The following is a 22,594-nucleotide window of genomic DNA, read 5'->3' on the forward strand; positions in this document are numbered from 1 at the left end:
CCTCACTCCCCCGCCGACGCCTCCAGCCCCTGCCAGCCCCCGCCCAGCGCCGCGATCAGCTGCACGCTGGCGATCAGCCGGCTGCCCTGCAGGTCGAGCAGGCTGCGTTCGCTGGACAGCGCGGCGGTCTGGGCGCTGGCCACGCTCAGGTAGTCGACGGTGCCGGCGCGGTACTGGTTGTCGATCAGGCGCAGTGACTCGCGGGCGGCGTCGAGGGCGGCGCGGCGGGCGTCGGCTTCGCGTTCGGCGACGGCGAGCTGCACCAGGCGGTCTTCCACCTCGCGCAGGGCGTCCAGCACGCTCTGCCGGTAGTCGGCCACGGTTTCGTCGTAGCGCGCCTCGGCCTGTTCGACCCCGGCGCGGATGCGCCCGCCGTCGAACAGGGTCATGGCGAACTGCGGGCCGATGGACCAGAAGCGGTTGGGCGCGCTGATCCATTCGGCGAGCTGGGCGCTGCGGTAGCCGCCGCTGGCCGAGAGGGTCAGGTCGGGGAACCAGGCGGCGCGGGCCACGCCGATCTCGGCGTTGGCGGCGATCACCCGGCGCTCGGCGCCGGCCACGTCCGGGCGGCGCTCCAGCAGGCTGGAGGGCAGCGCCGGCGGCAGGCCCGGCAGCGCCGGCAGCCCGTCGCGGGCGGCCAGGCGCAGGCTCGCCGGGCTCGCGCCGAGCAGCACGGCGATGGCGTGTTCGAGCTGGGCGCGCTGGTAGTCGAGGTCGATGCGCTGGGCTTCGGTGCTCTTCAGCTGGGTCTGCGCCTGGGTGACGTCGGACTTGGGCACCAGACCGGCGCGATACTGGTTGTCGCTCAGGCGCAGCGAGCGGCGGTAGGCTTCCAGGGTGGCGTCGAGCAGGCGGATCTGCTCGTCGACCACCCGCAGCTGCAGGTAGCTCTGCACCAGTTCGGCCTGCTGGCTGAGGCGCACCGCGGCCAGATCGGCGGCACTGGCGGCCAGGCCGGCCTCGTCGGCCTCCAGCTGGCGGCGCAGCTTGCCCCAGACGTCCGGCTCCCAGCTCGCGCCGAGACTGGCGTCGTAGCTCTTGGCGACGCCCTCGGCGCTGCCACTGCGGCTCGCCGCGGCGCCGCCGTCGAGGGTCGGCAGGAAGGCCGCGCGCGCGCCGCGGGCCAGGGCGCGGGCCTGGCGCCAGGCGGCCTCGGCGGCGGCGAGGCTCTGGTTGCTGTCTTCCAGACGGCAGATCAGGGCGTTCAGCTCGGCGTCGCCGTACAGCTCCCACCAGGCGCCGCGCTCGATGGCATCGGCCGGCGCGGCGGCCTTCCAGCCTTCCACGGCGCGGAACTGCGCCGGGGTGTCGAGGGCCGGGCGCCGGTAGTCCGGGCCGATGGCGCAGCCGGTCAGGGCCAGGACCAGCAGGGCCGGCAGCAGCCGGCGGGCGGGCAGGCGTCCATCGAGCGCGGGCAGGCTCGCCCTTGCGGGGCGCGGGGCGTGAACGGGTGCAGTCATAGCGGAGCTTCCAGGGCGGTATCGCTGGGCCGTCCGCGCCAGCGGTTGACGCGGTGGCGCAGGCGGTCGAGGTACAGGTAGACCACCGGGGTGGTGTAGAGGGTGAGCAACTGGCTGAGCACCAGCCCGCCGACGATGGTCAGGCCCAGCGGCTGGCGCATCTCGGCGCCCTCGGCGCCGCCGACCAGCAGCGGCAGCGCGCCGAGGATCGCCGACAGGGTGGTCATCACGATGGGGCGGAAACGCAGCAGGCAGGCACGGCGGATCGACTCCTCCGGGCTCAGGCGCTCGCGGCGCTCCAGCTGCAGGGCCAGGTCGATCATCAGGATGGCGTTCTTCTTCACCACGCCGATCAACAGGAACAGGCCGAGCAGCGAGATCAGGCTGAACTGCCCGCCGGTGAGCTGGATCGCCAGCAGCGCGCCGACCCCGGCCGATGGCAGGGTGGAGAGGATGGTCAGCGGGTGGATGTAGCTCTCGTAGAGGATGCCGAGCACCAGATAGACCAGCAGCAGCGCGCCGAGGATCATCAGCGGCTGGGCGTTCTGGCTGTCCTGGAAGACGCCGCCGGTGCCGCCCAGCTTGCCCTGCACCTCGGTGGGCAGGTCGATCAGCGCCATGGCGCGGTCGATGGCGGCGCTGGCCTGATCCAGGCTCACGCCCTCGGCCAGGGCGAAGGAGAAGCTCTCGGCGGCGAAGGCGCCGTCGTGCTGCACGCGGTCCTCGGCCAGGCTGCGTTCCCAGCGGGCGAAGGCGGCCAGCGGCACCTGGGCGCCGTCCGGGGCGATCAGCCGCACCTGGTCGAGCACCTCGGGATGCTGGGCGTAGCGCGGGTCGATCTCCAGCACCACGCTGTACTGGTTGAGGCTCTCGTAGATGGTCGACACCTGGCGCTGGCTGAAGGCGTTGTTGAGCAGCGCGGTGACCGTGCTCATCTCCAGCCCCAGGCGCTTGGCCGCCTCGCGGTCGACCACCAGGGTGATCTGCTGGGTGCCGGCGCCCTCGCGGGCGTCGACGTCGGTCAGCTCCGGCAGGCTCTTGAAGGCGTCGCGCACCTTCGGCTGCCACTCCTTGAGGGCCTCCAGTTCGCTGGCCAGCAGCACGTACTCGTAGCTGGAACTGCCGCCCTCGCGGGCGCCGAAGCGCAGGTCCTGGTCGGGCATCAGGAACAGCTGTCCGCCCGGCACCTTGGGCAGGTTGCGGCGCAGCCGCTCGGCGACCCGCTGGGCGCTGGCGTCGCGCTCGGCCACCGGCTTGAGGCGCACCAGCATGAAGGCGTTGTTGATCCCGCCCTGGCCGCCGATGAAGCCGGCCACGCTCTCCACCGCCGGGTCCTCAAGGACGGCGCGGCGGAAGATTTCCATCTTCGGCTGCATGACCTGGAACGACAGTCCGTCGTCGCCGCGGATGAAGCCGACCAGCTGTCCGGTGTCCTGCTCGGGGAAGAAGGTCTTGGGCACGTTGACGTACAGCCAGACGTTGAGGGCGATGGTGGCGAAGAGGCCCAGCAGGGTCAGCAGCGCGTGGCGCAGCGACCACTCCAGGCTGACCCGGTAGAAGGCCAGCACCCGCTCCTGCAGCCGCGCGCCGAAACGCCGCAGCCGACCGTCGCGGCCCCGGGTGTCGCCGGGACGCAGCCAGCGGGCGCAGAGCATCGGCGTCAGGGTCAGCGAGACCAGCAGGGAGATGACGATGGCCACCGTCAGGGTGATGGCGAACTCGCGGAACAGCCGCTCGACGATGCCGCCCATGAACAGGATGGAGAGGAACACCGCGACCAGCGAGACGTTCATCGACAGCAGGGTGAAACCTACCTCCTTCGAGCCCTTGAGCGCCGCCGGCAGCGGCTTCTCGCCGGCCTCGATGTGCCGGGCGATGTTCTCCAGCACGACGATGGCGTCGTCCACCACCAGCCCGGTGGCGATGATCAGCGCCATCAAGGACAGGTTGTTCAGCGAGAAATCCAGCAGGTACATGGCAGTGAAGCTGCCGACCAGCGACACCGGCACCGCCAGCGCCGGGATCAGCGCGGCACGCGGGCGGCCGAGGAAGGCCAGCACCACCAGGATCACCAGCGCCACGGCAATCAGCAGGGTACGCTCGGCCTCGTGCAGGGTGGCGCGGATCGACGGCGAGCGGTCGCTGGCCACCTGCAGCTCGACGCTGCCCGGCAGCACCGCGCGCAGCGCCGGCAGCTCGGCGCGGATCTGCTCGATGGTCTGGATGATGTTGGCGCCGGCCTGGCGGTTGATCACCAGCAGCACCGCCTCCTCGTCGTTGAAGAAGCCGCTGTTGTAGCGGTCCTCCACCGCGTCGCGCACCTCGGCGATGTCGCCCAGGCGGATCGCCGCGCCGTCCTGGTGGCGGATGATCAGCGGCAGGTAGTCGGCGGCGCGCGACAGCTGGTCGTTGCTGGCGATCTGCCAATGGCGGCTGCCGTCTTCCACCGCGCCCTTGGGGCCGCGCACGTTGGCCGCGCCGAGCGCCTGGCGCACCTCGTCGAGGGCGATGCCGTAGTGCTCCAGCAGGCGCGGCTGCAGCTCGACGCGCACCGCCGGCAGCGAACTGCCGCCGACCTGCACCTCGCCGACCCCCGGCACCTGGGAAAGTTTCTGCGCGACGATGGTCGAGGCGGCGTCGTAGAGCCGGCCCTTGTCGAGCACCGTGGAGGTCAGCGACAGCACCATGATCGGCGCCTGGGACGGGTTGACCTTGCGGTAGGTGGGCATGCTGCGCATGGCGCTGGGCAGCAGGGTGCGCGCGGCGTTGATCGCCGCCTGCACCTCGCGGGCGGCGGCGTTGATGTCGCGGTCTAGGTCGAACTGCAGGATGATCCGCGTCGAGCCCTGGCTGCTGCGGCTGGTCATCTGGTTGACCCCGGCGATGGTGCCCAGCGAGCGCTCCAGCGGCATGGCCACGCTGGAGGCCATCACCTGCGGGCTGGCGCCGGGCAGGCTGGCCTGCACGGTGATCACCGGGAAATCCATCTGCGGCAGCGGCGCCACCGGCAGCAGGCCGAAGCTCAGCACGCCGGCCAGCAGGATCGCCAGGCTGAGCAGCAGGGTGGCCACCGGGCGGACGATGAAGGGCGCCGAGAGGTTCATTGCCCTGCTCCGCCCACCGCCACACCCGCCGCGCTGCGCCCGGCAAAGCGCCGGCTCAGGCGGTCGAACCACAGGTAGATCACCGGGGTGGTGAACAGGGTCAGCACCTGGCTGACCAGCAGGCCGCCGACCATCACCAGACCGAGCGGCTGGCGCAGCTCGGCGCCGGAGCCCGAGGCGAGCATCAGCGGAATGGCGCCGAACAGCGCGGCCAGGGTAGTCATCAGGATCGGCCGGAAGCGCAGCAGCGCCGCCTGGTGGATCGCCGCCTGCGGGTCCATGCCCTGGTGGCGCTCGGCCTCCAGGGCGAAGTCGATCATCATGATCGCGTTCTTCTTGACGATGCCGATCAGCAGGATGATGCCGATCACCGCGATCAGCCCCAGGTCGTTGCCGGTCAAGAGCAGCGCCAGCAGCGCGCCGACGCCGGCCGAGGGCAAGGTGGAGAGGATGGTGATCGGGTGGATGTAGCTCTCGTAGAGCACGCCGAGCACGATGTACATGGTGACGATGGCGGCGAGGATCAGCCACAGGGTGCTCGACAGCGAGGCGCGGAACGCCTCGGCGGCGCCCTGGAAGCGGGTCTGCACGCCTTCCGGCAGGCCGATCCCGGCCTTGACCTGTTCGATGCGCGCCACCGCCTCGCCCAGCGCCACGCCGGGCGCCAGGTTGAACGACACGGTGACCGCCGGGAACTGGCCGATACGGTTGACCACCAGCGGCGCGGCGCGCTCCTCGACGCGCACCAGGCTGGCCAGCGGCACCGCCACCCCACCCTCGCCGGCCACGTGCAGCTGGCGCAGCGCGGCCAGACCCATCTCGCGGGCGCCCTGGCTTTCAAGCACCACGCGGTACTGGCTGGTCTGGGTGAAGATGGTGGAGATCTGCCGCTGGCCGAAGGCGTCGTACAGCGCGCTGTCGATGGCGCTCATGCTCACGCCGAGGCGCCCGGCCAGGTCGCGGTCGACCTGCAGGTAGGCCTGCAGGCCGCGGCTCTGCAGGTCGCTGGTGACGTCGGCCAGCTCGGGCACGCCCTCCAGCGCCTCGACCAGCCGCGGCGTCCACGCCTCCAGCAGCGCGGCGTCCGGCGATTCCAGGCTGAACTGGTACTGGGTACGGCTGATGCGGTCCTCGATGGTCAGCTCCTGCACCGGCTGCAGGAACAGCTCGATGCCCGGCACCTGCGCTAGCGCCGGGCGCAGCCGCTCGATCACCTCGGCGGCGGTGACGTCGCGCTCGGCATGGGGCAGCAGGTTGATCTGCAGGCGCCCGCTGTTGAGGGTGGCGTTGTCGCCGTCCACCCCGATGTAGGACGACAGGCTGGCCACCGCCGGATCGGCGAGGATCGCCTCGGCCAGACGCTGCTGGCGCTCGCTCATGGCGGCGAAGGAGATGCTCTGCGGCGCCTGGCTGATGCCCTGGATGGCGCCGCTGTCCTGCACCGGGAAGAAGCCCTTGGGCACCGCCAGATAGAGCGCCACGGTCAGCGCCAGGGTGCCGAGGGCGATCAGCAGGGTGATGCCCTGATGGCGCAGTACCCAGTGCAGGCCGCCGTCGTAGCGGGCGATCAGCCAGTCGATCCAGGCCCCGCTGGCCTTGTAGAAGCGGCTCTGCTCGGCTGCGGGATCGTGGCGCAGCAGGCGCGCGCACATCATCGGCGTCAGGGTCAGCGACACCACCAGGGAGATGAGGATGGCCACCGCCAGGGTGATGGCGAACTCGCGGAACAGGCGGCCGACCACATCGGCCATGAACAGCAGCGGAATCAGCACGGCGATCAGCGAGAAGGTCAGCGAGATCAGGGTGAAACCGATCTGCCGGGCGCCCTTGAGCGCGGCATTCAGCGGCGTCTCGCCCTCTTCCAGATGGCGGGCGACGTTCTCCAGCATGACGATGGCGTCGTCGACCACGAAGCCGGTGGCGATGGTCAGCGCCATCAGGGTCAGGTTGTTGACCGAGAAGCCGGCCAGGTGCATCACCGCGAAGGTACCGATCAAGGACAGCGGCACGGCGATGGAGGGAATCACCGTGGCGGCCAGGCGGCGCAGGAACAGGAAGGTCACCAGCACCACCAGGCCGATCGCCAGCAGCAGCTCGAACTGCACGTCGCGCACCGCGGCGCGGATGGTCTGGGTGCGGTCGCTGAGCACGCGCACCTCGACCCCGGCCGGCAGGCTGGCGGTGATGCCCGGCAGCAGCGCCTGGATGCGGTCGACCACCTCGATGACGTTGGCGCCCGGCTGGCGCTGCACGTTGACCAGCACCGCGGCGTTGCGGTCGGCCCAGGCGGCGAGGCGCTCGTTCTCCGCGCCGTCGACCACCTCGGCGATATCGCCCAGGCGCAGGGTCGCGCCATTGCTGTAGGTCAGCAGCAGGTCGCGGTATTCGGCGGCGGACTTGAGCTGGTCGTTGGCGTCGAGCTGGGAGACGCGGGTCGGGCCGTCGAAGTTGCCCTTGGGCTGATTGACGTTGGCGGCATTGATCAGGCTGCGCACGTCGCTCAGGGTCAACCCGTAGGCGGCCAGCGCCTGCGGGTTGACGCGGATGCGCACCGCCGGGCGCTGCCCGCCGGCCAGGCTGACCAGGCCGACGCCGTTGATCTGCGCCAGCTTCTGCGCCATGCGCGTGTCGACCAGATCGTTGACCTCCGGCAGCGGCAGGGTCGCGGAGGTGACCGCCAGGGTCAGCACCGGGGTGTCGGCCGGGTTGACCTTGTTGTAGACCGGCGGCGCCGGCAGGTCATTGGGCAGCAGGTTGCTGGCCGCGTTGATCGCCGCCTGCACCTCCTGCTCGGCGACCTCCAGGGCCACGTCGAGGCTGAAGCGCAGGGTGATCACCGAGGCGCCGCCCGAACTGGTCGAGGACATCTGCGCAAGGCCGGGCATCTGCCCGAACTGGCGCTCCAGCGGCGCGGTCACCGCGCTGCCCATCACCTCCGGGCTGGCGCCGGGATACAACGTCAGCACGCGGATGGTCGGGTAATCCACCTGGGGCAGCGCCGCCACCGGCAGCAGCCGGTAGGCGATGGCCCCGGCGAGGAAGATCGCCACCATCAGCAGCGTGGTCGCCACCGGGCGCAGAATGAACGGACGCGACAGGTTCATCAGTCGGCTTTCCCGGCAGCGGCGGCAGGAGCCGGACGCTCGCCCTGGGCGGCTCCCGGAGCGGCGCTCTGCAAACGTCCGTCACTGGCGTGCTCGCCCGCCTCGCCACGCGGCGCCGCAGCGGCAGCACCGGGAGCGGCCGGCGGCGTGGCCGGCTTGAAGGCACCCTCCACCACTTCCACCGTGCTGCCGGCGCGCAGCCGGTCGGTGCCTTCCAGCACCACCTTCTCGCCGGCCGCCAGACCCTCGGCGATCAGGCTCTGCTCGCCGTTGCCGGTCTCGACCCGCACCGGGCGCACTTCCACCTTGTCGTCGGCGCCGACCACATAGACGAAGGTGCCGCTGTTGCCGAACTGCACCGCCTCGGCCGGCAGCAGCAGCGCCTCGCGACGGGTGTCGACGCGCAGGCGCACGTTGACGAACTGGTTGGGGAACAGGCGCTCGTCGGCGTTCTCGAAACGCGCCTTGAGGCGCACAGTGCCGGTGGCGGTGTCGATCTGGTTGTCCAGGCTGGCCAGCACGCCCTCGGCCAGCCGGTTGCGCTCGCCGCGATCCCAGGCCTCGACGGCCAGCATGGCGCCCTGCCGGTAGCGCGCCAGCACCGCCGGCAGCTCGGCCTCGGGCAGGGTGAAGCTGACGGTGATCGGCGCGGTCTGGGCGATGCTCACCAGCGGCGTGGCGTCGCCCGAGGACACCAGGTTGCCGACATCCACCTGACGCAGGCCGAGACGCCCGTCGATGGGTGCGCGCACCTCGGTGAAGTCCAGCTTCAGGCGCGCCTCGGCGACCTGCGCCTCCAGGCTCTTCAGGCTGCCGCGCAGCTGCTCGACGCTGGCCTGCTGGCTGTCGAGGGTCTGTCTGGCGATGGAGTCTTCGGCGTAGAGGCCCTGGTAGCGCTTGAGGTCGAGTTCGGCGTTCTTCAGCTCGGCGCGCCGCTCCAGCAGGTTGCCTTCGGCCTGCTGCAGCACGGCGCGGTAGCTGCGCGGATCGATGCGCGCCAGCAGTTGCCCGGCCTTGACCTGCGCGCCCTCCTCGAACAGCACCTCGACCAGTTCGCCGTCGACCCGCGGGCGCACGCTGACACTGTTGTAGGCCTGCACGGTGCCGAGCGCCTTGAGCTCCACCGCGTAGTCGCCCAGGCGCGCCTCGGTGAGCCGCACCGGCACCGCCCCGCCACCTCCCATGCCGCGGAAACGCCCACCGGGCCCGCCGCCCATCCCCGGCCCGCGCGCAGCCGGCGCCTCGGCCACCGGCTGCGGCCACCACCACCAGGCCAGCGCCAGGGCGAGCAACAGGACAACAGCGCCGAGCAACCAGCGCTGGCGAGAAGAAGCATGGGGAGCAGAGAGTCGGGACATGGTGCGAATCGCTTTCCTTGGGAGGCTGAACGATAAGGCCTCTCAGTTGGGATGCAAAGGAGCTTTACCGGCACTTTACCTGCCCGGCGGCGATCCATCCCGGCAATGCAGCCCCTAAACGCAAACGGCCTGCGCAAGGCAGGCCGTTTGCACTCCAGACGAGGACTCAGAGCGCCTTCAGCGCCGCCGCGTAGTCCGGCTCGTCGGCGATTTCGCCGACCAGTTCGGCGTGCAGCACCTTGTCGTGCTCGTCGAGCACCACCACGGCGCGGGCGGCGAGGCCGCGCAGCGGGCCTTCGGCGATGGCCACGCCGTAGTTGTCGAGGAACTCGCGGCCGCGCAGGGTCGAGAGGTTGACCACGTTGTCCAGGCCTTCGGCGGCGCAGAAGCGCTTCTGCGCGAACGGCAGGTCGGCGGAGATGCACAGCACCACGGTATTGGCCAGCTTGCTCGCCTCGGCGTTGAAGGTGCGCACCGAGGTGGCGCAGGTCGGGGTGTCGACGCTGGGGAAGATGTTCAGCACCTTGCGCTGGCCGGCGAAGTCGGCCAGGGTCTTGTCGGACAGGTCGCCCGCCACCAGGCTGAAGGCCGGGGCCTGGCTGCCGACCTGCGGCAGGCTGCCGTCGACGCGTACCGGGTTGCCTTTGAGGGTCACTTGACTCATTGCGGTATTCCTTTTGCTTCAGGGATGAAAGCCCCGGCGCCGCCGGGGCGGTCGATCAGGGATGGCGGGCGAAGTGCTCGCGGGTCAGGCGCAGCACCAGCGGGCTGAGCAGCAGCAGCGACACCAGGTTGGGCAACGCCATCAGGCCGTTGAGGGTGTCGGCCACCAGCCAGGCGAACTCCAGATGGGCCAGCGCGCCGAAGGGGATGGCCAGGACGAAGACCAGGCGGAACGGCAGGATCGCCCGGGTGCCGGCGAGGAACTCCCAGCAGCGTTCGCCGTAGTAGCTCCAACCGAGAATAGTGGTGAAGGCGAAGATCGCCAGGGCCAGGGCGATCAGGTGGCTGCCGATGCCGGGCAGCGCCGATTCGAAGGCCGCCGCCGACAGCGCCGCGCCACTGGCGCCGCTGGTCCATACCCCGGAGCAGACGATCGCCAGACCGGTCAGGCTGCAGATGATCAGGGTATCGATGAAGGTGCCGAGCATGCCGATCAGCCCCGAGCGCACCGCGCTGGTGGTGGTGCCGGCGGCCTGGGCGATGCCGGCGGTGCCCAGCCCCGCCTCGTTGGAGAAGATCCCGCGGGCCACGCCGAAGCGGATCGCCGCCATCACCGCGGCGCCGGCGAAGCCGCCGGTGGCGGCGATGGGGGTGAAGGCGTGGGTGAAGATCAGCGCGAAGGCGGCGGGAATCTGCGCGGCGTTGACCGCCAGCACCGCCAGCGAGGCGACCACGTAGGCGATGCTCATCGCCGGCACCAGCGCTTCGGCGACCTTGCCGATGCGGCGGATGCCGCCGAGGATCACCAGGCCAGCCAGCAGCATCACCGCAAGGCCGGTGGCCCAGTGCGGCGTGCCGAAGGAGACGTGCAGCGCATCGGCCATGCTGTTGACCTGGACCATGTTGCCGATGCCGAAGCCGGCCAGCCCGCCGAAGATCGCGAAGGCGCTACCGAGCCACTTCCAGCGCGGGCCGAGGCCGTTCTTGATGGCGTACATGGGGCCGCCGACATGCTCCTTGCGCTCGTCGACCTCGCGGTAATGCACCGCCAGCACCACTTCGGCGTACTTGGTGGCCATGCCGACCAGCGCGGTACACCACATCCAGAACAGCGCGCCGGGGCCGCCGAGGAAGATCGCCGTAGCCACCCCGGCGATGTTGCCGGTGCCGATGGTCGCGGCCAGTGTGGTCATCAGCGCCTGGAACGGGCTGATCTCGCCGGTGCCGGCCTCGCCCTTGTGGCGGCCCTGCCAGAGCAGGCGCAGGCCGGTGCCCAGGCGCAGCAGCGGCATGCCGCGCAGCGCCAGCATCAGAAACAACCCGGTACCGAGGATCAGCACCAGCATGGGCGGCCCCCAGACCAGTCCGTTGACCTGTTCGACCAGCGCATGGAACCACGCCATCCTCACCTCTCCTGTCGTCTCGTTGCGGGCGCGGCTCGATCCGCCGCGCGGTGGCGATGGTGCGCGGTGGCGCGCCATCGGGGTCCGTCGGGCGCCACCGGTGTGCGGCCGGCGCCTCGCTGTACGCGCGGGTGTGCCGCGCCCGGCGATCCTAGCACGGCGCCGCGCGGCGAAAACCCGACGGACTGCAGTGGCTTTGCCGGGGCCAGTACAGGCGGGGGCGCCGGGGGCTCCATCATCCAGCGCGAGTTACGGGGCACATGGCGCACCCTGCCGAATTCGTGCACAGGCCCTGCGCCGACCCCCGGCCGGCCCTGCAGGAGCGGGCGCGATCGGCTAGGATGGCGGCTTTTCCCGGAATGCCTGCGCGATGAAACTCGTCTCCTTCAATATCAACGGCCTGCGCGCCCGCCCCCATCAACTGGCCGAACTGATCGAGCGTCACCAGCCCGACGTGATCGGCCTGCAGGAAACCAAGGTGGCCGACGAGCAGTTCCCCCGCGCCGAGATCGAGGCGCTCGGCTACCACGTCGAGTACCACGGCCAGAAGGGCCACTACGGGGTCGCCCTGCTGTCGCGCCAGGCGCCGCAGAACCTGCTCAAGGGCTTCCCCTGGGATGGCGAGGAGTCCCAGCGGCGCTTCATCGGCGCCACCTTCAGCGATGCCCAGGGCCGACCGCTGCACGTGTTCAACGGCTACTTCCCGCAGGGCGAGAGCCGCAGCCACGCCACCAAGTTCCCGGCCAAGACGCAGTTCTACGCCGACCTGCAGCGCCTGCTGGAGGAGCGTTTCCGTCCCGAGCAGGGCGTGGTGGTGATGGGCGACTTCAACATCTCCCCCGAGGACTGCGACATCGGCATCGGCGCCGACAACGCCAAGCGCTGGCTGCGCACCGGCAAGTGCAGCTTCCTGCCCGAGGAACGCGAGTGGCTGGCGCGCCTCAAGCAGTGGGGGCTGGTGGACAGCTTCCGCCACCTGCACCCGGCAGTGGCCGACCGCTTCAGCTGGTTCGACTACCGCAGCCGCGGTTTCGAGGACGAGCCCAAGCGCGGCCTGCGCATCGACCTGATCATGGCCTCCAGCGGCCTGCTGCCGCGGCTCGCCGAGGCCGGCATCGACTACGACCTGCGCGCCATGGACAAGCCCTCCGACCACGCGCCGGTGTGGCTGCGCCTGGACTGAGACACCGGTCACAGTCACCGTCATTCGGGCGTCACCTCGGCGCCCTACCCTGCGCGGCAGTCTTCCGTCGTCCGCCCAGGAGTCCTGCCATGTCGCGCCTCGCCCCGTTCCGCCGCCTTGCGCCGTTCGCCGCGCTGCTGGGCCTGCTGCTCGGCGCGCCGACGCAGGCGGCCCTGCCGCTGCCCGACGACGACCGGCCGCTGCTGCGCATCCACGGCTCCAACACCATCGGCGCGCGCCTGGCGCCGGCGCTGGTGGCCGGCCTGCTGGAGCGCGAGGGCTTCGGCTCGCTGCGCATCGAGCCGGGTCGTCTGGCCAACGAGCAGCGCCTCAGCGCCCGCGATGCACAAGGCCGCCGGGTAACGGTGGAGATCGCCGCCCACGGCTCGGGCACCGGTTTCACCGCGCTGGCCGCCGGGCAGGCGAAGATCGCCGCCGCTTCGCGGCCGATCAAGGCCGAGGAGGCGCGCCGCCTCGCCCATCTGGGCGATCTGCGCAGCCGCGAGGCCGAGCAGGTGATCGCCATCGACGGACTGGCGGTGATCCTGCACCCGGACAACCCGCTCAACAGCCTGTCGGTGGAGCAGCTGGCGCGGGTGTTCTCCGGCGAGATCGCCCGCTGGGAACAGCTCGGCGCCCCGCCCGGAGCGATCCGCCTGTACGCCCGCGATGCCCGCTCCGGCACCTGGGACACCTTCAACGAGCTGGTGCTGGCCGCCCACGGCCGCAGCCTCGCCGCCGGCGCACGGCGCTTCGAGTCGAGCGAGGCGCTGTCCGCCGCGGTCAGCGCCGACCCGCGCGGCATCGGCTTCATCGGCCTGCCCTACATCCGCCATGCCAAGCCGCTGGCGCTGCAGAGCGGCGACGCGCGGCCGATGCTGCCCGGCACCTCGCTGGTGGCCAGCGAGGACTATCCGCTGGCGCGGCGGCTGTACCTGTACCTCAAGCCCGAGGAGGACAACCCCTGGGCGCGCGCCCTGGTGCGCTTCGCCCAGAGCCCCCGGGGGCAGGCGCTGGTGGCCCGCGAGGGCTTCGTCGCACAGACCGTGCAGGCGATGAAGGTCACCCCGCATGCCGGGATGCCCGAACGCTACCGGCGCCTGGCCGAGGAGGCGCACCGCCTGACGGTCAGCTTCCGCTTCAACGCGGGCAGCGCGCACCTGGACAGCAAGGCCCTGCAGGACGTGCTGCGGGTGCAGCAGTACCTGCGTGCACACCACAAGAGCCAGGGGCAGGCGGTGCTGGTCGGCTTCGGCGACGCCAGCGGCAGCGCCGAGCGCACCCGCCTGCTGTCCAAACTGCGCGCCCTGGCGGTGCAGCGCGAGCTGAGCCGCGGCGGCATCCTGCTGCGCGACATCGACGGTCTCGGCGAAGCCCTGCCGCTGGCCGCCGACAGCGCCGACGGCGGGCGCCAGCGCAACCGCCGGGTCGAGGTCTGGGTGTACTGAGGCGCAGCGCCAGCTAAACTGCGCGCCCCGCCTTCGCACCGAGACTTTCCCCATGCCCATCGCCATGGCCCGCCACATCCTGGTCAAGACCGCCGCCGAGGCCGAGCAGCTCAAGGCCCGTCTGGCCAAGGGCGAGGACTTCGACACCCTGGCCCGCCGCCACTCCACCTGCCCGTCGCGCAAGCGCGGCGGCGACCTGGGCGAGATCCGTCCGGGGCAGATGGTCAAGGCGTTCGAGAGTGCGGTGTTCCGCAAGCCGGTCAACCAGGTGCAGGGGCCGCTCAAGACCCAGTTCGGCTGGCATCTGGTGCTGACCTACTTCCGCGACTGAGGCGCGCGCCGCGCCACACGCGCCGGCCCGAGAAGGGCGAGGCATAGCCCGCGGGCCGACGCGCGCTACGCGTCCGCCGCCTGCAGGCGCTGCGCGCGGCTGGCGCGCTGCTGCTCCAGCAGGCGGCGCAGCTGCTGGTCGAGCTTGTCCAGGCAGCCCTGCGGGTCGAGCCAGTAGTCGGTGGACCACAGCCGCAGGATCTCCCAGCCCAGCCCGCGCAGCACGCTCTCGCGCACCTTGTCGCGGTCGCGGGCGGTGGCCGAGCGGTGGTAGGTGGCGCCGTCGCATTCGATGCCGGCCAGGTAGCGCCCAGGCGCGTCCGGGTCGACCACGCCGAGGTCGATGCGGAAACGCGACACCCCGACCTGCGGGTGCAGCACCCAGCCGCGCTCGCCCAGGGCGCGCGCCACCGCCTCCTCGAACGGCGAGTCGAACTCGCCCACCGAGCCGAACACCGCGGCATCCAGGGCGCGGGCGCCGTGCTCGGCGAATTCGAGGAAGTGCTTGAGGTCGCGCACGCCGAGCGCGGCGGTGCGCGACAGGTCGATCTGCTCCGGGCGCAGGCTGCTGAACACCTTCAGCTCGCGCCGCGCGCGGGTGATCGCCACGTTGAGGCGGCGCTCGCCGCCGCGCTGGTTGAGCGGGCCGAAGTTCATGCTCAGCTGGCCCTGGCGGTCGGGGCCGAAAGTGGTGCTGAACAGGATCAGGTCGCGCTCGTCCCCCTGTACCGACTCCAGGTTCTTGACGAACACCGGCTCGATCAGCGCCTCGTCGAAGTGGCGGTCCAGCGCCGGATTGGCGCGCCGCGCCGCGTCCAGCAGGTCGAGGATCAGGGTCTGCTGCTTCTGGTTGAAGGTGACCACGCCCAGGCTCAGCGCGCCCGGCTCGACGCCGGCCAGGCGCTGCTCGATCTCCACCACCACCGCGTCGGCCTCGGCGCGGTTGGTCTGGCTGCTGCCGCGCGCGTAGAGGCCGTCGACGCGCACCAGGTTGACCGCGCGATCCTCGGTGGTCGGCGACGGGAAGGTGATCAGCCCGCCCTTGTAGTAGCGGTGGTTGGAGAAGGTGATCAGGCTCTCGTGGCGCGAGCGGTAGTGCCAGGCCAGGTCGAGGGTCGGCAGGTTGGCGCCGAGCAGCTCGTCGAGGATGCTCTCCAGGTCCTCGTCGTCGCCCTCCTCCTCGCCGCCCTGGGCGGTGGTGAAGAAGCTGGTCGGCGGCAGCTGCTTGGGATCGCCGACCACCACCACCTGACGGCCGCGGGCGATGGCGCCGATGGCGTCCCACACGGTGATCTGCGAGGCCTCGTCGAAGATCACCAGATCGAAGGGTTCCTGGTCGGCCGGCAGGTACTGGGCGATCGACAGCGGCGACATCAGCAGGCACGGGGTCAGCGTGGCGATGGCGTGGGGCGCCTCGGCGAGCAGCTGGCGCAGCGGCTTGTGGCGGTTCTTCTTCTCCAGCTCGCGGCGCAGCAGGCCGAATTCGCTGCTGTATTTGCTGTCCTCGCGGCCGTTGAGCTGCTGGCGGATGCGCGTGCGGATGTACTCGGCGGTGATCGCCCGCACGCGGTCGTCGAGGGCACGGAAGCCGGCGATCTTGCGCTCGTGCTCGACGGCGACGAACTGGCGCAGCGCCGGTTCGGCATCGATCTGCGCGGCCAGCCAGCCGCGCGCGTAGTTGACCTCCAGCACCCGCATCAGGTCGGCGCCCTCCAGCCGGCCCTGTTCGAGCGCGGCGATCAGCGGCTGCAGGCCGAGGCCCAGCGCCTCGCTGCGCACCCGCCGCCAGGCGCACCAACCGTGCAGGCGGCCGGCGTGGCGTTCCAGTTGCCCGGCCAGCGTCGCCAGGCGGGCCAGACCGGCCTCGCCGGGCTCGTACAGTTCGCCGGGCTCGCGGCCAATCAGCGCGGCGAAGGCCTCCAGCGCCTCCTCCAGATCGGCGCCGAGCTGCAGGGCGTCGCCGCACAGGCGGCCGACCGCGGCCTGCGCGTCGAGCAGCCCGTTGCCCTCCAGCACCAGACGGCGCAGGCCCTGGCGCAGGGCGGCGAGCTGTTCGCCGTCGCCGGCCAGCGCGGCGGGCAGCGAGCGCAGCTGCCAGGCCAGCTGGGCCAGTTCGTGCAGCGCCTCGGGGTCGGAGTCCAGGCCATGCCAATGCGGCAGGCCGGCCAGCCGCGGCGCCAGCGCCTGCAGTTCGCGGTGCAGCTGCTGCAGGGTGCCCAGCGTCGGCAGGGCGGCGCCGACCCCGTCGCTCAGGCCGACCCCGGCCTGCTCCAGCAGCCAGGCCTGCAACTGGCGCTGACGCACCAGCTTGAGCGGCCACCAGCTGTCCTGCGCCTCGCGCCAGCGCTGCTCCAGGGCCGTCAGGTCCAGCGCCAGCAGGCGCTCGCGCGGCCAGGCCTGGGACAGCCCGGCCTGCAGCTCGGCGAAGCGCTGCAGCAGCGGCACCGCCTTGTTCAGGGCATCGAGGCGCTCCAGCACGTCGGCCTGGAAGGCGAAGTCCAGGTCCTTGCCGGCGGCCTGCGGCAGCAGGCGCAGCAACTGGCCGAGGGCCGCCAGCTGGCCGCGTCCCTGCAGCGGGCGCAGCAGGCCGAGGTGCCGGCCGAGCGCGGCCAGACAGTCGCCCAGCGCCGTGGCGCGCGCGGCGAGCAGCGCCGCCTGGGCCAGCGCGGCCTGCTGCCAGGCCATGCTCCAGTCGTCGACGGCGACGAAGGCCAGCGGATGCTCGCCGGCGCCGCCCAGTTCGGCGGCGTTGAGGCCGAGGCGTTCGGCCACCGCCAGCAGGTGCTCGCGATCGGCGGCGGTGTGGCTATCGGGATCGCTCCAGCGCAGCTCGACGAGCGGCACTCCGGCATGGGCCACCGCCAGCGCCAGAGCGCCGCGCACGGTCAGGCCGTTGCGCCGGGGCCGGTGCAGGGCCTCGACCAGCGCGTTGAGCTCGTCGCGCAACTGGCGCAGGCGCGAAGTCTCGCGCGCCCACTCGACGTCGCGCAGGGTGCCACGCGCCTTCCAGGCGTCGGCCAGCTGCTGGAACACCTCGACCTTGCGCGCCTTGTTGGAATGCAGCTCCAGGCAGAATTCGCCGAGGCCATGCTCGCGCAGGCGGCGATAGACCACCTCCAGCGCGGCGGCCTTCTCGGCGACGAACAGCACCCGGCGGCCGAGGGCCAGGTTGTGGGCGATCATGTTGGCGATGGTCTGCGACTTGCCGGTGCCCGGCGGGCCGATCATCACGAAATTGCGCCCCTCGGCGGCGGCGACCACCGCGGCCAGCTGCGAGGAGTCGGCTGACAGCGGGGTGAACAGCTGCTCCGGGCTGACCCGCCGGTCCAGCTCGCGGGGGGCGACGAACTCGCCGGGCTGGACGAACGGCTCGCGCGGGCTGTCGATCAGGTGGCGCACCACCGGGTTTTCCTTGAGCTGCTCCAGGCGCTCGGCCAGGTCCTTCCACATCAGGTACTTGGCGAAGGAGAAGGTGGTCAGCAGGACGTCGTCGACAATCTCGAAGCCGTCCACGTCGAGCACCTCGCGGCGCATGCGGGTGAGGATCGCGGCGATGTCGATGCCCTGGCCATCGCTGGGCAGCAGGCTGTCGAAGCCCTGGATGTCGAGGGCGAAGTCCTGGCGCAGCATCTCCAGCAGGGTGGTGTTGAAGCGCGGCTCGTCCTCGCCCAGGCTCAGGCGGATGCCGGAGTTGATCGACTTGCGGCTCATGGTCACCGGCAGCAGGATCAGCGGCGCCCGGTAGCTGCGCTCCTTCAGCCCCGGACGCTGCCAGCGCAGGAAGCCGATGGCGAGGAACAGGGTGTTGGCGCCGCCCTCCTCCAGGTCGGCCTTGGCCTTGCGGTACAGCTCGACCAGCGCGGCCTCCAGCTTGTCGGCCTCCAGCGGGGCGAACAGGCGGCCCTTCTCCAGCGCGCTGCGCGCGCCCTGCTCGCGGGCCAGGACGGCGGCGGCGTCCTCGCCGCGCGGCGGCAGCGCTTCGAGGGCGAACGCCTGTCCGGCGGCCAGGGCATCTTCGAGCTGCGCGGGATCGGGGGCGAGGATCGGGATCGCGGTGCGGCTGTCGCGCAGGCTGAGCAGCGGGTTGCGCAGCGACAGGTCGAGCAGACGGCGCTGCCACTGCTCCAGACGACCGAGCGGGGTGGCCGGCGCCAGCTCGTCGTCGCCGACCGCGGGCGCGCGCATGTCCGGCGCGTCGAGCACCTCCAGGCTGTCGGCCTGCGGCAGCGGCGTGCCGAACGGGCGCAACTGGTGGGCGCGGGCGGTGGCCAGGTCGAGGACCATAACGAAGCGCTCGTCCACCGTCAGGCGCTGCTGGGCGGCGCGCATGGCGTCCTTGAAGGCCACCCCGCGGCTCAGCAGGGCGCTGTCGAACAGCAGGATGTCCTTGAGCTGCACGCGCTTGCGCAGCAGCAGCACGTCGTCGCCACAGACCTGCGGGAAGCGCTCGGCCTGCATCCACAGGCCGGCGTAGGCATGCTCGTCTTCCAGCACCAGCAGCGGGTGCAGGCCCATGCGTTCGAGCAGCGCGCAGCACAGCAGGGCGCAGTCCAGGGCCCCGGCGCTGCGGGTCTGCACGATCTGCTCGGGGCTGCGCAGGCGCTGCGCCGCGGCCAGGGGCGCCGGCGCGGCCAGGGCGTCCAGGCGCAGGCCCAGCAGCACGTTCCAGACCGCCACCGCCTGCAGGCCGAGCCGGCTGGCGTCGGCGGCCTCGTAGCCGTGCAGGGTGGCGTCGTGGCCGTTGCGCTTGAGCAGCTCGCCGGCCAGGCGCAGCAGCTTGTCCACCACCGGCTGCGCCGGCAGGCAGCAGCTGGCCAGCTGCTCGGGAGCCTGTAGGTAGCCGGCCCACTCCAGCTGCGCCGGCGTGCCGAGGTCCGTGGCCGCCTGTTCCCGGTGGGCAGTGCCGCCCTGCTCGTCACGGGCCTGACCGGGTACCAACGCTTGCTCGGACATCCGACTGCATCTCCAACCTGCGGACCGCCAACGGGCGATCCCGGCCGGCGCAGTCCGCGCCGGCACTCTATTGATGATCTGGGGGAACAGGCCTGCGTCACCGCGCCGGGGAATGGCGGAAAAGCGTCACCGGGCGGCCATGAACCTGTACGGGCGCACAGTATCCGCTGCCATCGTGCAGGTAAAGGGCTTTGCCGCCTCGCACGATCCTGCCGGCTGCGGATCGGCGCCCGGCCCTGGCCGGCAGGTCCCGCGGCTTGCTCCCGGCCCCGGTTGTGCGACAATCCGCGCCTTTTTTCAGCGCCGCCCGCGCGCCTGCAGCCGATCCACAGCCGATGACCCTCGATCTCCACCACCTGCGCCTGCAGGACTGGCGCCACGCCATTGCCAGCGGCGACTTCCAGCGCGGTCGCGCCTATGCCGACGAGGAGCGCGCGCAGAACCTGCGCTTCGAGGCCGGCGAGCTGCTCGCCGAGTGCCGCGGCTCCGGCTGGCAGCGCTATCGCCAGCGCATCCGCCTGATCGAACGGGCCGGGCGCTGGGACGTGGACGGGCGCTGCAACTGCCCGGTGGGCTACAACTGCAAGCATGTGGTGGCCGCCCTGCTGACCCTGGAGCGCCTGCAGCAGGCCGGCCAGCGCCTGCCGGGCAGCGACGCGCCGGCACCGCAGGTCGTCGAACTGCCCGCCCGGCCGCCGCGCCCGCGCCTGCTGCTCGGCAGCCATGTGCGCGCCCACTACGACGCCCGCAAGGGGCGCATGCTCGAACAGACCCAGCACCGCGCCGCGCTGGCCTTCGACTACCAGGGCCACCTGGCCTTCGGTCGCGGCGCGCGCGAGTTGCTGGTCAACCTCGACGGCGGCCGGCGCCTGCGCATCCTCCGCGACCTGGAAAGCGAGGCGGCCTGGCGCCAGCAGCTCGTCGAGCTGGGCTTCGCCGTCGCCCTGCGGCGCAGCGAGGCGCTGCCGGAAAGCGCCGGCGAGCCCTTCGAGCTGGCCGACGACGGCGCCTGGCTGCATTTCGTCCGCGAGGGCCTGCCGCAACTGCGCGAGCGCGGCTGGCAGGTGCGCCTGCAGCCGGACTTCCACTTCAACCTCGCCGAGGTCGGCCAGTGGTACGCCAGCGTCGCGGAGGCCGAGCACGACTGGTTCGACCTGGAGATGGGCATCGAGGTGGACGGCCAGAAGGTCAGCCTGCTGCCGATCCTGCTGCACGCCATCCGCCACTCGCCCTGGCTGCTCACCGGCGAGGCGCTGGCCCGCCGCGGCGACGACGAGGTGCTGCTGGTGCCGCTGCCGCGCAGCCACGGCGGGCGCCGCGTGGCCCTGCCGTTCGGGCGGCTGCGGCCGCTGCTGGCCAGCCTCGGCGAGCTGTACCTGCGCGACGACGAGGGCGCCGCCGACACCCTGCGCTTGGCCCGCGCCGACGCCGCGCGGCTGGCGCAGCTGGAACAGTTGCCGACCCTGCACTGGCTCGGCGGCGAGCGCCTGCGCGACTTCGCCAGACGCCTGGCCGAGCTGCCGCAGCGCCGGGTCGCCGCGCCCGCCGGGCTGCGGGCCGAGCTGCGCGACTACCAGCAGCAGGGCCTGAGCTGGATGCAGACCCTGCGCGAGCTGGGCATGGGCGGCATCCTCGCCGACGACATGGGCCTGGGCAAGACGCTGCAGACCCTGGCGCACATCCTCGCCGAGAAGCGCGCCGGGCGCCTCGACCGGCCGGCGCTGATCGTCATGCCCACCAGCCTGATTCCCAACTGGCAGGACGAGGCCGCGCGCTTCGCCCCCGAGCTGCGCGTGCTGGCCCTGCACGGCGCCAAGCGCAAGGCACTGTTCGCCCAGATCGACCAGCACGACCTGGTGCTGACCACCTATGCCCTGCTGCCGCGCGACCTCAAGCAGTTCGCCGCCCGCCCCTGGCACCTGCTGATCCTCGACGAGGCGCAGAACATCAAGAACCCGCGCAGCAAGGCGGCCAGCGCCGCCGGCCAGCTCGACGCCGCCCAGCGCCTGTGCCTGACCGGCACGCCGCTGGAAAACCACCTGGGCGAGCTGTGGTCGCTGTTCAACTTCCTGATGCCCGGCTGGCTCGGCGACAGCAAGACCTTCGCCCGCAACTACCGCACGCCCATCGAGAAGCAGGGCGACGCCCTGCGCCTGGCGCATCTCAACGCCCGCGTGCGGCCCTTCATGCTGCGCCGCAGCAAGGAGCAGGTGGCCCGCGAGCTGCCGCCCAAGACCGAGATCACCCTGCGCATCGAGCTGACCGACGTGCAGCGCGACCGCTACGAGGCGCTGCGCCTGGCCATGGACCAGAAGGTGCGCGCCGAGATCCAGCGCCTGGGGCTGGGCCGCAGCCAGCTGCTGATCCTCGAAGCGCTGCTGCGCCTGCGCCAGGCCTGCTGCGACCTGCGCCTGCTCGGCGACGAACAGGCCGCCGGCTACGCCAGCGCCGACTCCGGCAAGCTCACCGCCCTGCTCGACATGCTCGACGAGCTGATCAGCGAGGGCCGCCGGGTGCTGCTGTTCTCGCAGTTCACCTCGATGCTCGAACTGATCGCCGCCGAACTGAGCGCGCGGCGCATCGCCCACGTCACCCTGACCGGCGCCAGCCGCGACCGCCGCGCGCCGGTGGAGGCCTTCCAGAGCGGCCGGGTGCCGGTGTTCCTGATCAGCCTCAAGGCCGGCGGCGCCGGCCTCAACCTCACCGCCGCCGACACGGTGATCCACTTCGATCCCTGGTGGAACCCGGCCGCCGAGGCCCAGGCCAGCGACCGCGCCTACCGCATCGGCCAGGACAAGCCGGTGTTCGTCTACAAGCTGATCGCCCGCGGCAGCGTCGAGGAGAAGATCCAGCAACTGCAGCACAGCAAGGCCAGCCTGGCGCGCAGCGTGCTCGACGGCGGCGCGCAGGGCGACTGGTCGCTCAGCGAGGCCGATCTCGACGCCCTGCTGGCGCCGCTGCCCTGATGGACGCGCCCTTCGCCGCCACCCTGCCCTGCCGCGGGGGCGACTATCCGGACTGGCATCGCGGCCGCTCGCGCTACGCGCTGTGGAGCCTGCCGGTGGAGTGCCCGCGCATCCTCGCCCGGCTGGCCGAGGCGCGCGCCCGGCTCGGCGACTGGCTGCATGAGGACTGCCGCCGCCAGGCGCACATCACCCTGTTCGTCTGCGGATTCCCTGCGCAATCCCCACAGTTCGACGACGATTTCCCCGCCACGCGCCTCGCCGCCCAGCTTGATGCGCTGCGCCGCCTGCGCGCCGCGCCCTTCGTCCTGCGCATCGGCGGCCTGCGCAGCTTCGCCAGCGCACCCTACCTGACGGTGGACGATCCCGACGCCAGCCTGGCGCCGCTGCGCGCGGCGCTGGCGGCGCAGGGTGCGGAAATCCGCCAGGCGCCCTACCGCCCGCACCTGACCGTCGGCCGCTATGCCCGCGCCGTCGCCCACGCCGAGTTGCAGCGGCGCCTGGCGGCGAGCGTCGACCACACGCCGCTGAGCCTGCCGGTGCGCGAGCTGCACTACGCCACCTACGCCGCCGCCGACCTGGCCGGCCCGCTGCGCTGCGAGCGGCGCCTGGCGCTAGACTGAGC

Annotated in this window: 12 protein-coding genes; 5 read left to right on the forward strand and 7 right to left on the reverse strand. The window is 71.8% G+C overall.

The window, feature by feature from the left end:
* Positions 1–2 precede the first annotated feature (2 nt).
* From BLU22_RS12855 to BLU22_RS12880, 6 genes are all read right to left on the reverse strand, one after another.
* Positions 3–1,460: an efflux transporter outer membrane subunit gene (locus BLU22_RS12855; protein ID WP_090215227.1), complete on the reverse strand. Its 1,458-nt coding sequence runs from the start codon at positions 1,458–1,460 to the stop codon at positions 3–5.
* Positions 1,457–4,564 carry an efflux RND transporter permease subunit gene (locus tag BLU22_RS12860; RefSeq protein WP_090215230.1) on the reverse strand — a complete coding sequence of 1,036 codons (3,108 nt, stop codon included), beginning with the start codon at positions 4,562–4,564 and terminating at the stop codon, positions 1,457–1,459. Before BLU22_RS12860 ends, BLU22_RS12855 begins: the two co-directional genes overlap by 4 nt.
* Positions 4,561–7,668: an MdtB/MuxB family multidrug efflux RND transporter permease subunit gene (locus tag BLU22_RS12865; RefSeq protein WP_090215232.1), complete on the reverse strand. Its 3,108-nt coding sequence runs from the start codon at positions 7,666–7,668 to the stop codon at positions 4,561–4,563. The genes BLU22_RS12860 and BLU22_RS12865 overlap by 4 nt, the downstream gene beginning before the upstream one ends.
* Positions 7,668–9,026 (reverse strand): MdtA/MuxA family multidrug efflux RND transporter periplasmic adaptor subunit, encoded by a 1,359-nt coding sequence (locus BLU22_RS12870; RefSeq protein ID WP_090215234.1) that lies wholly within the window; start codon positions 9,024–9,026, stop codon positions 7,668–7,670. The genes BLU22_RS12865 and BLU22_RS12870 overlap by 1 nt, the downstream gene beginning before the upstream one ends.
* A 166-nt stretch (positions 9,027–9,192) precedes the next feature.
* Positions 9,193–9,690 (reverse strand): thiol peroxidase, encoded by a 498-nt coding sequence (tpx, locus tag BLU22_RS12875; protein WP_090215235.1) that lies wholly within the window; start codon positions 9,688–9,690, stop codon positions 9,193–9,195.
* A 55-nt stretch (positions 9,691–9,745) separates the two neighbouring features.
* Entirely contained in the window at positions 9,746–11,092 is a 1,347-nt protein-coding gene (locus BLU22_RS12880; RefSeq protein ID WP_090215238.1) for an alanine/glycine:cation symporter family protein, read from the reverse strand.
* 370 nt (positions 11,093–11,462) lie between these two features.
* Between BLU22_RS12880 and xthA the strand changes: the two genes are divergently transcribed.
* The 3 genes from xthA (at position 11,463) to BLU22_RS12895 (ending at position 14,054) form a co-directional block, all read left to right on the forward strand.
* On the forward strand, positions 11,463–12,275 hold the full coding sequence (gene xthA, locus BLU22_RS12885; protein WP_090215240.1) for an exodeoxyribonuclease III: 813 nt from the start codon (positions 11,463–11,465) through the stop codon (positions 12,273–12,275).
* A gap of 89 nt (positions 12,276–12,364) precedes the next feature.
* Complete coding sequence (locus tag BLU22_RS12890; protein ID WP_090215242.1) at positions 12,365–13,723, forward strand: substrate-binding domain-containing protein; 1,359 nt, start codon at positions 12,365–12,367, stop codon at positions 13,721–13,723.
* Positions 13,724–13,775: 52 nt separating this feature from the next.
* A complete protein-coding gene (locus BLU22_RS12895; RefSeq protein WP_090215246.1) occupies positions 13,776–14,054 on the forward strand; it encodes a peptidylprolyl isomerase in 279 nt (92 codons plus the stop codon).
* 65 nt (positions 14,055–14,119) lie between these two features.
* Here the strand turns inward: BLU22_RS12895 and BLU22_RS12900 are convergent, their stop codons facing one another.
* Entirely contained in the window at positions 14,120–19,006 is a 4,887-nt protein-coding gene (locus BLU22_RS12900; protein WP_090215249.1) for a DUF4011 domain-containing protein, read from the reverse strand.
* Positions 19,007–19,341: 335 nt separating this feature from the next.
* Between BLU22_RS12900 and BLU22_RS12905 the strand changes: the two genes are divergently transcribed.
* Together BLU22_RS12905 and BLU22_RS12910 are read left to right on the forward strand one after the other, a co-directional pair.
* Positions 19,342–21,972, forward strand: coding sequence for a DEAD/DEAH box helicase (locus BLU22_RS12905; protein WP_090215251.1), 2,631 nt, complete (start codon positions 19,342–19,344; stop codon positions 21,970–21,972).
* Entirely contained in the window at positions 21,972–22,592 is a 621-nt protein-coding gene (locus BLU22_RS12910) for a 2'-5' RNA ligase family protein (RefSeq protein WP_090215254.1), read from the forward strand. Before BLU22_RS12905 ends, BLU22_RS12910 begins: the two co-directional genes overlap by 1 nt.
* Positions 22,593–22,594: the final 2 nt, after the last annotated feature.

Source organism: Pseudomonas guangdongensis (genome assembly GCF_900105885.1).
Classification (GTDB): domain Bacteria; phylum Pseudomonadota; class Gammaproteobacteria; order Pseudomonadales; family Pseudomonadaceae; genus Geopseudomonas; species Geopseudomonas guangdongensis.